The organism is Shewanella maritima (genome assembly GCF_043643735.1).
GTDB classification, from domain to species: domain Bacteria; phylum Pseudomonadota; class Gammaproteobacteria; order Enterobacterales; family Shewanellaceae; genus Shewanella; species Shewanella maritima_A.
Genome location: NZ_JBHZSM010000014.1, coordinates 1 through 12,041, shown reverse-complemented (window position 1 = coordinate 12,041; position 12,041 = coordinate 1). Strand labels below are relative to the sequence as shown.

Genomic DNA, 12,041 nt, shown 5'->3' with positions numbered 1-12,041 from the left:
AATTATGTTAGCTTAAATGACTTCCCAAAAAAGGTGATATTGTGAAGCTGGTTATTTTCATCGTACTTGTGCCATTACTGACCTTGATGATTGCGGCATATATGCATAACAAAATGCAGCAAAATGGTCTCAAATCAGATGATAAAAATACGCCCAATAACGAGGATGGTGGTAACTTTAGTAAAGGGTATTTCTGGCGCGGCGCTGTTTTTATTGGGGTGTTGTGTCTGATCGTTGTGGCAATGCGAAGTGGCGTATTGTGAAGCCGTTTTTCCCATCAAGTTAGCTCTGCTTGTATTCTTTCCAAATTCTGTTTGGGTATTAGTATACGGTAAAGAACATCGTGGGTTTTCAACCCATACCCGAACAAGAAGCTTATTATTTATATATGGTTTATTGTTGTCATGATGGTGTGAGTTATTTTTCTGCCAAACTGAGTTTGGCCTATTTGTAATAAATAAAGTCGTGGCGCTTCGCCCACACCCGAGCCAAGGGAGGAACCGCTTGCCTCCCTTAACAATCCCTCAGCGCCCCAACCAAGTTATTCTTTCAAAGCGAATAAGCTTCATACTCCAATAAAAATACCTAACAGCTCAGATGGCACATCCATGTGCCCCTGAGCTTTAACCATCATCCATGATGGTTATACGGTATTTTCATCTGCGTATTTCAGCAACTTGGAACGGGGAATAATTGTAGGCTGCAACTTCAATTTAATTTCTCATCAATTGAGAACAACGAAAGGTAGTTTACTTAGCTATTAAAGATGCGCCTGCAGGTTCAACTTATTCCCTTGGAAGTGCCCGAATGCGTTGAGTTAATTCACGTGATGGAGGCAGGTCATTCTCGTGCATCCATGCACTTCATGACATTCAGGTGTCCTACCTATCGACGCCGACATAGCTTCAGATGAGCCATGGTCGCTCCTTGGCATCCATGCCAACGCGACATTCGTAAATCCATATACATCAGATGGCGATTATGAGGCGCTAGTGAATTAACTCTGTAGCATGAGGATAAGCACTTCGCGGGAACGGCAAGGCTATTATGAAAATCAGCGAAAAGGGAAATGCTGTTGTTTCCCTTTCGTCGGGTGTGGGCGAAGCGCCACGACGTTAAATAAGAAAAAATATGATTTAATAAACGCCACGACGTTAATCAATATTGAAAATATGAGTTCTACAAGTTGTCACGCTCTGAGCAATATACCAGATGGTGTGTTGGCATATTCTCTGTTAACTTAATGAAATACAGATAGTTAACCGTGCGCATATTTCAATGTCTTTAGAATTAACGCGCATGTGTATTAATCCCATTAAGTGTGCATACGCAATATACAAATGTTAGGTTTCTTTCGAATATGGAGTCTTAAATCTAGTTATGGATAATTATGAAAACCCGATCGAAGGAAAGACATATATCAGTCCAAGCCTGAACCAATTTAATGGTGATAGAAAAGTTAGAATCGCATCAAAAGTAATTGATTCTCCAGATTCTTACGCGTTTGGAACTATAAAAGGCGAAGTTGTAATCCGTCATAAAACCGATGCCAAGTCATACATTACAGCTAAATTCTTTGAAGATACAAAAGGCATATTCGTTTTAAGCATCCAAGGTTACAGTGTAGCTACTGACAAACCACATAATGCTAGCTTTTCATTTGTAGGTGATGAAATTGGAAAGCTAGTTGAGTTCATAAGAAACATTCAATCAATAAACTTTAAAAGCCGTGGTTCAGTAAACATAACAGACGAAGAATTAAACAAAATTGTTTTGTCGGATTCACAGGCCAAAAGTTTATTAGAAGATAATCATGAACTTTTTACTGAAGTGCTTCGCTCAGAAGTAACAACTAAAGATATTGTATCTGTCGGTTACCGTAAAAAACAGATTGAAGTGTTCAAGCGGCTATTAAATGATCCTCAATATTTCTCAGAGCTCAAAGCCATAAAGAAAACTAAAGATGAAGGGTTATGGCAAAAGTATTTTGAAAAAATGAATGGATTTTCGGCTATGGTTTGGGCTATTTGTTTTTGTCTGGGTTAGACGATAAAAAATTGGAGCAGGTTGTTCAAGGGCATAGTGTTACGGAACACGGTAAGCGAGTTGATGCCTTAATGAAAACTAAAGGTATTATTTCTAATCTGTGCTTTGTGGAAATTAAAATACATACAACAAAGTTACTCGATACAAAGCCCTATAGGGCTGGTTGTTGGGCACCATCTAAAGAACTCGCTGGTGCTGTTGCTCAAGTTCAAGGTACAGTGGCTTCAGCAATTGATAGTTTGTCGAATAAAATTAGCTTAGAAGATAAAACAGGTAATCCAACAGGCGAAGAGATATTTAATTATCAACCTAAGTCATTCTTAGTTATTGGTAGTCTAGAGGAATTCTCAGGTGAGCATGGTGTAAACAAAGACCAGCTTAGATCATTTGAATTGTTTCGTAAGAATACAATTAATCCTGAGATAATAACTTTTGATGAACTTTATGAAAGAGCACGGTTTATTGTTCAGCACAACGAAAGCTAACAAGTCAATTCAGCAGGACAAAAAACAGTTGGTTTTGCTCCTGCGTCGCTAATTTTAACCAACTATTTTTTGCCTCTGATTGAGGCGTTATAAGCCAAGGAAAGTATGAGTATTTCGAGGGAACAATTAGCAAAAGCCAGAACCCCATTTAGAGTGTTATCTGGCTTTATTTTTATATCGACCCTTTTACTTGTCCCTATGATTATCTTCATTGCTTTCACAGAACCCTATGACCATTTTATTTGGTTATTCACAGCTGTGATTTTGATAATGGGCTACATATCAGGTTATGTAACATTCACAGGATACGCCCCTAAATTTTTACTGTTTACGCATGGTGCTAAAGATGGCTTATAACAAGAGACTTTGGCGTCAATAGCGAAATTCAAACCTTTGGCGCTTCCACATTACACCCTCTCCTAGTATCGAATTTACCCTCAAACCACACTCTAACATTGCCACTTTAGCTTCAGCTCAATATGGCCTTCGCTGAAACAAACACGGTGATTTACGCCTATGGCATTCAATACTTGCATTGAGTCTACCCCTATACAACACTGGAAAGAGTTTAATCAGCAAGGTGCGTTTAAGCTGAGCTATTGATATAGGCCTGTAGGTGTTGGGCTGAAACTATCGGGCATTTGAAGCCAAGTGATAAAGTATGAGTGATTGAGGGGAAAGATGTGAAGGAGGGGCTGAAGCACAGGGGGCGAGGAGACGTTGGTCGTCCATGACCTTATAGCATTCCGTTATGCTTTATCCAAATTCACCACTGACATAACCTTGTGTACGGCTATCTACTGGGTGGTGGAATAGGGTGTGTGTATCAGCATGTTCAACCAGTTCGCCCATCCAGAAAAACGCGGTTTTGTCTGAAATACGTTTAGCCTGATTCATTGAGTGGGTCACAATGACAATGGTGAACTTTTTGCGCAGTTCATCCATCAACTCTTCAATCTTATGAGTAGCGATTGGATCGAGTGCACTTGTTGGCTCATCCATTAAGATCACTTCTGGCTTCATGGCAATGGCGCGGGCAATACATAAGCGTTGCTGCTGACCGCCTGATAAACCTAACGCTGGCGTGTGTAATCTGTCTTTGACTTCATCCCACAGTGCCGCGCCACGTAGTGACTCTTCGACAGTCTGGTTGATGACTTTCTTATCTTTTTCACCTTGGGCTTTTAAACCAAAGGCGACGTTTTCATAGATACTCATTGGGAATGGATTTGGCTTTTGAAATACCATGCCCACACGCATTCTGAGTTGTTTGACATCAATGTCTGCGTAAATATCTTCGTTCTCAAAGGTCACTTGACCATCAATTTTTACACCCGCGACTAAATCATTCATGCGGTTGAGTGTGCGTAACAGGGTCGACTTGCCACAACCTGATGGGCCAATCAATGCAGTCACTTGGCGAGCAGGGATCGGCATTGAGATATTTTTTAACGCGTGGGTTTCACCGTAAAAAAGGTTGAGATTGTTAACTTCAAGCTTGTTCATGTTCAATGCCTTAATGTGAGTGCTTATCTAAGCGAGCTGCAATAATTTTGGTTGTGAGGTTTAACGCTAATACCAGTACGATCAAGATAGTGGCGGTGGCATAAGCTTGATCCCATTCATGCTGGGTAAATAATTCTTGAGTCAGTTTGTACAAGTGAACGGTTAAGGTACGACCTGAGTCCAGTACGCTTTGTGGAATTTGTGTCACCATACCTGCCGTTAAAAATACAGGGGCTGACTCTCCAATCACGCGGCCTGTACTTAAAATGATAGAGGTAACAATACCCGGTAAGGCGTTCGGTAAAATGAGACGCCAGATGGTATAGATTTTTGAACTACCCAGTGCATAGCCACCTTCACGGAAGGCCATGGGTACTGCTAGCAATGCTTCTTCTGTAGTACGAATAATTACGGGTAGAATCAGCATTGACAGTGTTAACGCACCTGACAGGATAGAGAAGCCTAAGCCTAATACGGTGACAAAGAAGGTCATACCGAATAAGCCATAAACAATCGACGGAATACCTGCGAGCGATTCAATACAGAAACGGATAGCCGTGACCAGCTTACTGCCTGGCTTAGCGTACTCAGTTAAGTAAATGGCGGTCATGATGCCAATGGGCGCGGCAATCGATAATGACAGCGCAACCATATACACGGTTGATACTATCATTGCCCAAATACCAGAAGCTTCACCAATGCGAGTATAGGCACCAGTAATGAACTCCCAAGTTACATGCGCTAAGCCGTTAGATAGAATGTGCCAAACAACCCACAGTAAAAATACGATGGTAATGGCTGCTGCACCCCATACACCCGCTAATAGCGCGGTGTCTTTGCGTTGTCTGGTTTGTTGATTAGATAGGCTCATTATGCTTGGCCTCTTTTACGGTTGAGGTATAAAAGTCCGCTGTTCAATAACACAATAAATACCAGTAGTACGATGCCAGTGGCATAAAGTGCGTTTGCGTGAATGCCTGTTGCGTAAGACATTTCCATTGCGATGTTAGCGGTTAATGAACGTGCGGGTTCAAGCAATGAGTTTGGCATTGCTGGGGCGTTACCCATGACCATGATGATTGCCATGGTTTCACCGATGGCGCGTGCGACACCCAAGGCCACACCTGTGTAAATACCGCTTTTGGCAGCAGGTAATAACACGTTAAAAATACTGTATATATGCGAAGCGCCTAAAGCTAATGCCCCTGCTTTATAACTAGGGGTAAGCGCTCTAATTGAGGTTTCTGAAATCGTGATAACGGTTGGCAAAATCATAATCGCCAACACGATAATTCCCGCCAGTAATGTGTTACCTGCTGGAATATTAAAGATAGACTCAATGGCCGGTACGATGACAATTAAGCCAAAGAAACCGTAAACCACAGAAGGAATACCTGCTAACAGTTCCACCGCAGGTCTAACAATGTCTGCTAGCCATTTAGGTGCAATTTCCGCGAGGAATACTGCTGTTAAAATTGCCACCGGTACACCAATCAATACTGCACCTGCAGTAGAAATTAGTGAGGCGATGATCATTGAGAAAATGCCATACAATGCTGGCGGCAGCCATTCCTTGCCTGTGACAAAGTTAATCACCCCTGCTTCTTTAAATGCTGGTAAGCCTTCGTAGAAAACAAACCAACCAATGGTGATAACTGAGACAACGCCGACCATGGCGCTGACAAAAAATAATCCATGAAACAGTAATTCAATCCAATCCATTTTCTTGGCTGGTTTGAGTGGCGCGCTGCCGACTGCTATATGACTTGCCGCTTCCATTGATAACCTCTTATAAATAAATACGAGCAAGAAGGCGCACAGCCTTCTTGCCGATTAGCTAGGGACTTCAGCGTTATTGAACGCGGATGTAGCCTTCTTCAGCCACAATGTGCTGGCCATCATTTGACATGATGTATTCAAGGAAAGTTTGTGCAGACTCTGGCGCGTCATCATTGATTAATGCAATGAATGGACGTGCAATTTGGTAGTCGCCAGCAGCAATGTTGCTATCTGTTGCTTCTACACCGTTTACAGACAATGCACGTAGAGAGTCATCAACTGAACCTAGTGAGATATAACCAATGGCATAAGGGTTGTTTGCCACGATAGTTTTGATCATACCGTTACCGTTACCTACTTGCGCGCTAGGGATAATAGCTGTGACCTTGTGGCCATTAACTGTGCGCTGTAGTTGCATGATTTCTTCAAATGCACCACGAGTACCAGAACCATTTTCGCGAGTCACGACAACGATTGGACGTGCTTCACCGCCTACTTCACTCCAGTTTGTAATCTCACCACGGTAAATTTTAGAAATTTGTTCTTGAGTCAGGTTTGTAACTGGGTTTGCTTTATTAACCGCAGCAGCAATACCGTCACGCGCAATCACAACTTCTTTAGTGCTAGCGTTTAGCTCGTTTTCTTTTACATTACGTGAAGACATACCAATCATGCTTGTACCGTCTTTTGCTGCACGAATACCAGCAGATGAACCTGTACTTTGTACTTCTACAGATTTACCGGCAGTTTGCTGATAGTTCTCGGCTAATACTTCCATTACATGTGCAACTGAGGTTGAACCTGAAACGGTCACTGTGCCAGCGTTAACAACGGGCGCAGTCATCATGCCAACTGCAGTTAATAAGCCAATGATCTTTTTCATTGTGATTCCTACTCTTTTAAAGTGAGTGTTCAATATCGGGTTAATGTTCAATGTTCGTTCAACAAAAATGTCAGTGCCTTGATTGAGGCAAGCGCATTAAGTCAGAAGAATATGACAGTAAAATTACAGTGCCGGCGTAGGGAAAAATCGTGCTGCTTTCTCCGTTTGAAACAATGTTAAGTTATTGTTTATTAATTGTTTGTGAACATAATTTCACGATAAGTTTGTTATGTGTTTTTAGTCGAAACCTTAAGGCTGCTGCTGGTGGCTAAACGCGCTGAGAACTTGGTGTTTTGGGCTAATGCAGTTGGATGTGAGCTCGGGGTTTGTACTGGGGTTAAGTTTAAGTTAAGTCTAAATTAACTTTGGGGTCACGGTTTTGGTGTATATTGCATGGAGATGTTACAACATAATTTTTTTATGAAGGTTTTATGACAGTGAAGGTTTTTTCGATTTAACGATAAAACTCTTTTAATAGAAGCTAACCTTGTTTTACATATTTCAATTTAACCCACTTAATTTTTATTAATTCATTCGAATGGAGTGTATCCGCTAGAGCATAATTACATTAGACATTTATAGGAGATGCTATGACCACGGAATTAATTATGATTTGCATGGCTGCATTGATCGTAATTGGCATTTTGCTTCATCACCCCTCTCGTACGCTTGGTATCCCTTCACTGCTCATTTTTATGGGAGTGGGTTTAGCGTTAGGTAATGGCGAATTTGATTTCGTTTATGATGATTTAGCACAAACAGCGTGGATAGGTGGTCTTGCTCTAAATGTCATTGTGTTTGTGGGGGGATTAAATACTTCTACCGATAAGATTAAAGTCGCCTACAAAGAAGGTGGCATGTTGGCTTCATTCGGTGTGGTATTTACGACCATTATCTTTGCCGGCATTTTATATGTGCTACTCGACTTTAACTTCTTGTTGTGCCTCTTATTTGCTGCGGTGGTGTCTTCCACAGATGCAGCAGCGGTGTTCTCTATTCTTGAGTCTAAAAAGCTAAAGCTTAAAGAAGAGACCGATACTATATTGGAGTTTGAGTCGGCCACCAATGACCCTGTCGCGATGCTCATGGTGATTGTACTGACAGAGATGGTGTTATCGTCTTCTCAATCTGTTTCTCTGTCATCACTTTCTATTACCTTATTTACCCAAGTCATTGTGGCGATTGTTGTCGGCCTTATTGTTGCTCGTATAGCGGTGTGGTTACTGAACAGTATTAGCTTGTCAGAATACGGCTTAATCCCGGTATTTGTGCTTGCAAGTTTTATTATTGCCACTTATGGGGCTGAGTTTTTAGGCGGTAATATACTCTTGGCTTCTTATATAGCAGGTGTGGTGATTGGTAACTTTATTAAGCGTGGGCAGCAGGTCAACCTTCACTTCTTTAATAGTTTGTCTTGGTTGGCTCAGGCGTTGATGTTCATTGTTCTCGGATTGCAGATCTTCCCGCAGATGCTGATGACAGTATTTTGGGCATCGCTCATCCCGGCGATATTACTCATTGTGGTGGCTAGACCTTTGGCTGTACAGCTTTGTTATTTACCTTTCCCGAAAGCGAGTTGGCGTAAGCGATTGTTCATTTCTATGATCGGTTTAAAAGGAGCGACTCCAATTGTATTTGCCTTGATCCCAGCAGCAGCTGGTGTTCCTGATGCAATTAATATCGTTCATATGGTGTTCTTTATCATGATCTTTTCTGTATTCATTCAAGGTGGTGCTATTGGACCACTGGCAGATAAGCTTGGTTTAGTTCAAACACCTAAAAAAGACTGATATTACACAGCGAGTTGAACTTGTTTAGATTCCGCTCGCTTCCACGCTTTTTCATGGAAGTAAAAAACCACAGTATTGATTGCAGGTTCAATAAGTGCCACTGCGCCACCAATCACTAAGCTGCCAGTTAATAAGTAAGTGATGCTAAATGCAACGCCAAAGTGTAGTAGTGCAAATGATATTGTCTTTTTCATAATGAATTCTCCAAATGGTTAACTTATGAAAATGATAATTATTATCATTTGGATTGTAAAGTCTTATTATGAGGATATTGTCGATAAGGTTAATCGGCTCAAGCGAACCATTGCAAAACACAGAGCTGTACAGCTAGTAAGCATTGATAATTAGCTGCACAAACAAAGAAGCCTATCGCGAGATAGGCTTTTGCTTTGTTATTGACGCTAAGTTAATCACACACCATTGAATAAGATGAAAGGCGAACTATTTGCGCTAACTAAAACGCACTAACTAAAGCGCACTAACTAAAGCGCACTAACTAAAGCGCACTAACTAATAGTGCCAAGGGAACTTACCAAAGTCTTGGTCGCGCTTTTCTAAGAATGCATCACGGCCTTCTTGTGCTTCATCAGTACCGTAAGCTAAACGCGTTGCTTCACCCGCGAATAACTGCTGACCCACAAGACCATCATCTGGCAAATTAAAGCCATACTTTAGCATTCGCATTGCTGTTGGAGACTTGCTGTTAATTTCTTTAGCCCAAGCTAACGCTTCTGTTTCAAGCTCAGCATGTGGAATGGCACGGTTGACCATACCCATATCAAAGGCTTCTTCAGCACTGTAGTTAAAACCGAGGAAGAAAATTTCACGCGCGCGCTTTTGGCCAATCATTTTGGCTAAGTAAGCACTACCATAACCAGAGTCAAAGCTACCAACATCAGGGTCAGTTTGCTTGAAAATTGCATGTTCTTTTGAAGCAAGCGTTAAATCGCAAACAACATGTAAGCTATGGCCACCGCCAACAGCCCAACCTGGTACAACTGCAATAACCACTTTTGGCATAAAACGAATGAGACGTTGAACTTCTAGAATATGAAGACGTCCCATTTTGGCCACATCTGGTTGATGCTCGCCATCACCTTCGTATTTATAACCGTCTTTACCACGAATGCGCTGATCGCCACCTGCACAGAACGAGTATTGTCCTTTTGCAGATGGGCCATTGCCGGTAATTAATACGCAACCTACATCTGACCACTGACGGGCATGATCTAAGGCTGTGTAAAGTTCATCAACGGTTTTAGGACGAAAGGAGTTTAAGCAATCAGGGCGATTAATGGCGATGCGTACAGTGCCTTGATCTTTTGCTCTGTGGTAAGTGATGTCATCAAAGTTGAACCCTTCAACAACATCCCAAAGTGTTGGGTCAAAAATATCTGAAACCTGCTGAGTCATATCGTATCTAGCCTTCTATCAAAATATGACAGAAAGGCTAGGCCGATTTGAATCTCAGGTCAATTGAAACCATAAAATCCATTAAAGTTGGTCACAGATATACCGTAAATTATCGCGAGTGAAGATTTCATGCTGAGCATTAGATTCACTGCAGTACGTTTGAGTAAAGTCCTCTAATGAATAGTTACTTTTGAGAATATTGTCTAACTCCGCCAGTTCAGCAACATTTAGCCTGCGAGATAAATCTGCCTTGATTGCAGGGATGCGCTTATCAACTCGCTGGATTTTAGTCCCAGTCACTGAGTCAAGTTTGCGTTCGGCCTGAGTGAACATATTTGTGATGAATTCAATGGGTTCATCGAGCTTATCTGTTTCAGTGGCGAAATAATAAATTATGCCAGCGATGATAGCTAAACCTATCCAACCTCTCATTTTTTTGTCCGAGTTAATGTTAGAAAGGTATATACTATTCTAGTTCCTATGTAATGTTAATGTAGTAAGGCTGTAAAATGACAACAGAATCAAAACCAAATGATTTTGCGAAGCAAAAGCGCATTAAGATTCATCAGCCCGACGCCAGTAAAGCGGATCGTTTTAACCCTCGTAATCGTATCTATGTTCGCGCCGTTGAAGGTCTATGGACCAATGTTCGCCGCCGTATGGGCTGGGTTGCCATGTTGTTCTTCCTTATCTTGCCTTGGATCCCGTGGGGAGACCGCCAAGCTGTGTGGTTTAATCTCGCTGAACAAAAATTCCATGTATTTGGTCTTACTATTTGGCCGCAGGATTTAACCTTACTTGCCGCATTATTCATGATAGCGGCATTTGGATTGTTTTTTGTCACGACCTACTTAGGCCGAGTTTGGTGTGGTTACACTTGCCCGCAAACGGTATGGACATTCATCTTTATCTGGTTTGAAGAGAAGTTTGAAGGCGCAAGAAATAAACGTATCAAGCTAGATAAGATGCCATGGAGCTTCAACAAAATTTGGCGCAAAACAGCCAAGCATACCTCGTGGGTACTAGTGTCATTACTGACAGCAATGACATTTGTCTCTTACTTTGTCCCAACACGAGAAGTGTACCTTGATGTGTTTACGCTTAATGCAGACGGAAGCATTTATTTCTGGGTGTTATTTTTCACTATGGCCACATACGGTAATGCGGGATGGATGCGTGAAATCATGTGCCTGCATATGTGTCCTTACGCGCGATTCCAGTCGGCCATGTTTGATAAAAATACTTTTATTGTTGGCTATGATGCCACAAGAGGTGAAACACGTGGTCCACGTTCACGTAAAGCAGATCCAAAAGAGATGGGACTCGGTGACTGTATTGACTGCGACCTGTGTGTGCAAGTGTGTCCAACGGGGATCGATATTCGTAACGGTCTTCAGTATGAGTGCATAAACTGTGGTGGTTGTATTGACGCATGTGATACCACGATGGAGCGTATGGGTTATGAAAAAGGCTTAATCAGCTATACCACAGAGAATAAGTTAGCGGGTATCAAAGAAAAAGTACTGAGACCCAAGCTTGTGGGTTATGGGGTTGTACTGACAGTCATGATCCTACTATTCATATATGCCAGTGCGACGATTTCACCTGTACGTATGGATGTCATCCGAGATCGTAATGCGTTATATAGAGAGAATATGGATGGTAATGTCGAAAACACTTACACCTTGAAGATCCTCAATAAGACAGAATACGTTAATGAATATAAGTTGAGTGTCACTGGTATTGATAATGCTAAGTGGATTGGTCCTGATACGATCACGATTCAAGGTGGGGAAATTTTTACCTTGCCAGTGAGTGTTGAAGTAGACCCAGCAGAGCTATCTCGTAGTGTGACAAATATTGATATCAATGTTGAAACCAGCATAAATGGTGCGCCAGTGAGCATTAAGCAAGAAACACGCTTCTTTAGCATGTAGTTAAGTAAGTAGAAGTGACAGCTTTAAGGCGTTAGCAGGCAAAAGCTAGGTTTTCTTGAATATCTCCTTTGCGACTAAAACACATCAAAATACGGGTAAATCAGCCATAAAAGCGGCTTTTTTACCCGTTTCGCGTAAAAAAGCACCTGTTGAGGTGTTTTTCATAAAAAACTTCAAAAAAGCCCTTGCGCAAAAATCTAAG

The 12,041-nt window shown here is 41.7% G+C and carries 12 protein-coding genes; 5 read left to right on the top strand and 7 right to left on the bottom strand.

The window, feature by feature from the left end; genetic code table 11:
- The first annotated feature begins 41 nt into the window (after positions 1-41).
- The 3 genes from ACHUGF_RS14260 (at position 42) to ACHUGF_RS14250 (ending at position 2,531) form a co-directional block, all read left to right on the top strand.
- Positions 42-263 carry a hypothetical protein gene (locus tag ACHUGF_RS14260; protein WP_394132202.1) on the top strand — a complete coding sequence of 74 codons (222 nt, stop codon included), beginning with the start codon at positions 42-44 and terminating at the stop codon, positions 261-263.
- 1,117 nt (positions 264-1,380) lie between these two features.
- Complete coding sequence (locus tag ACHUGF_RS14255; RefSeq protein ID WP_394132200.1) at positions 1,381-2,046, top strand: hypothetical protein; 666 nt, start codon at positions 1,381-1,383, stop codon at positions 2,044-2,046.
- The gene (locus ACHUGF_RS14250) at positions 2,034-2,531 is read left to right on the top strand and encodes a Shedu immune nuclease family protein (RefSeq protein ID WP_394132198.1); all 498 of its coding nucleotides are present in this window, start codon (positions 2,034-2,036) and stop codon (positions 2,529-2,531) included. Before ACHUGF_RS14255 ends, ACHUGF_RS14250 begins: the two co-directional genes overlap by 13 nt.
- Positions 2,532-3,287: 756 nt before the next feature.
- Here ACHUGF_RS14250 and pstB read toward each other — a convergent pair.
- From pstB to ACHUGF_RS14230, 4 genes are all read right to left on the bottom strand, one after another.
- Entirely contained in the window at positions 3,288-4,037 is a 750-nt protein-coding gene (pstB, locus tag ACHUGF_RS14245) for a phosphate ABC transporter ATP-binding protein PstB (protein WP_394132196.1), read from the bottom strand.
- 10 nt (positions 4,038-4,047) lie between these two features.
- Positions 4,048-4,908, bottom strand: coding sequence for a phosphate ABC transporter permease PstA (gene pstA / locus ACHUGF_RS14240; RefSeq protein WP_394132194.1), 861 nt, complete (start codon positions 4,906-4,908; stop codon positions 4,048-4,050).
- The gene (gene pstC, locus ACHUGF_RS14235) at positions 4,908-5,816 is read right to left on the bottom strand and encodes a phosphate ABC transporter permease subunit PstC (protein WP_394132192.1); all 909 of its coding nucleotides are present in this window, start codon (positions 5,814-5,816) and stop codon (positions 4,908-4,910) included. The genes pstA and pstC overlap by 1 nt, the downstream gene beginning before the upstream one ends.
- Before the next feature lie 73 nt (positions 5,817-5,889).
- Positions 5,890-6,699 (bottom strand): phosphate ABC transporter substrate-binding protein, encoded by an 810-nt coding sequence (locus ACHUGF_RS14230; protein ID WP_394132190.1) that lies wholly within the window; start codon positions 6,697-6,699, stop codon positions 5,890-5,892.
- A gap of 590 nt (positions 6,700-7,289) precedes the next feature.
- Between ACHUGF_RS14230 and ACHUGF_RS14225 the strand changes: the two genes are divergently transcribed.
- The gene (locus ACHUGF_RS14225) at positions 7,290-8,489 is read left to right on the top strand and encodes a potassium/proton antiporter (RefSeq protein ID WP_394132188.1); all 1,200 of its coding nucleotides are present in this window, start codon (positions 7,290-7,292) and stop codon (positions 8,487-8,489) included.
- A 2-nt stretch (positions 8,490-8,491) separates the two neighbouring features.
- On the opposite strand, the gene ACHUGF_RS14220 is transcribed toward ACHUGF_RS14225, so the two are convergent.
- The 3 genes from ACHUGF_RS14220 to ACHUGF_RS14210 form a co-directional block, all read right to left on the bottom strand.
- Positions 8,492-8,683, bottom strand: a complete 192-nt coding sequence (locus tag ACHUGF_RS14220; RefSeq protein ID WP_394132186.1) for a DUF2061 domain-containing protein — start codon at positions 8,681-8,683, stop codon at positions 8,492-8,494.
- 316 nt (positions 8,684-8,999) lie between these two features.
- Positions 9,000-9,902, bottom strand: a complete 903-nt coding sequence (locus ACHUGF_RS14215) for a 1,4-dihydroxy-2-naphthoyl-CoA synthase (RefSeq protein ID WP_394132184.1) — start codon at positions 9,900-9,902, stop codon at positions 9,000-9,002.
- Between the two features lie 81 nt (positions 9,903-9,983).
- Complete coding sequence (locus ACHUGF_RS14210; RefSeq protein ID WP_394132182.1) at positions 9,984-10,334, bottom strand: hypothetical protein; 351 nt, start codon at positions 10,332-10,334, stop codon at positions 9,984-9,986.
- Between the two features lie 77 nt (positions 10,335-10,411).
- Between ACHUGF_RS14210 and ccoG the strand changes: the two genes are divergently transcribed.
- A complete protein-coding gene (gene ccoG, locus ACHUGF_RS14205; protein ID WP_394132181.1) occupies positions 10,412-11,839 on the top strand; it encodes a cytochrome c oxidase accessory protein CcoG in 1,428 nt (475 codons plus the stop codon).
- The last annotated feature ends 202 nt before the right edge of the window (positions 11,840-12,041 follow it).

Coding starts and splice junctions, on each gene's coding strand:
- ACHUGF_RS14255 (WP_394132200.1), top strand. CDS start 1,381: ATGGATAATTATGAAAACCCGATCGAAGGAAAGACATATATCAGTCCA.
- pstB (WP_394132196.1), bottom strand. CDS start 4,037: ATGAACAAGCTTGAAGTTAACAATCTCAACCTTTTTTACGGTGAAACC.
- pstA (WP_394132194.1), bottom strand. CDS start 4,908: ATGAGCCTATCTAATCAACAAACCAGACAACGCAAAGACACCGCGCTA.
- pstC (WP_394132192.1), bottom strand. CDS start 5,816: ATGGAAGCGGCAAGTCATATAGCAGTCGGCAGCGCGCCACTCAAACCA.
- ACHUGF_RS14230 (WP_394132190.1), bottom strand. CDS start 6,699: ATGAAAAAGATCATTGGCTTATTAACTGCAGTTGGCATGATGACTGCG.
- ACHUGF_RS14225 (WP_394132188.1), top strand. CDS start 7,290: ATGACCACGGAATTAATTATGATTTGCATGGCTGCATTGATCGTAATT.
- ACHUGF_RS14220 (WP_394132186.1), bottom strand. CDS start 8,683: ATGAAAAAGACAATATCATTTGCACTACTACACTTTGGCGTTGCATTT.
- ACHUGF_RS14215 (WP_394132184.1), bottom strand. CDS start 9,902: ATGACTCAGCAGGTTTCAGATATTTTTGACCCAACACTTTGGGATGTT.
- ACHUGF_RS14210 (WP_394132182.1), bottom strand. CDS start 10,334: ATGAGAGGTTGGATAGGTTTAGCTATCATCGCTGGCATAATTTATTAT.
- ccoG (WP_394132181.1), top strand. CDS start 10,412: ATGACAACAGAATCAAAACCAAATGATTTTGCGAAGCAAAAGCGCATT.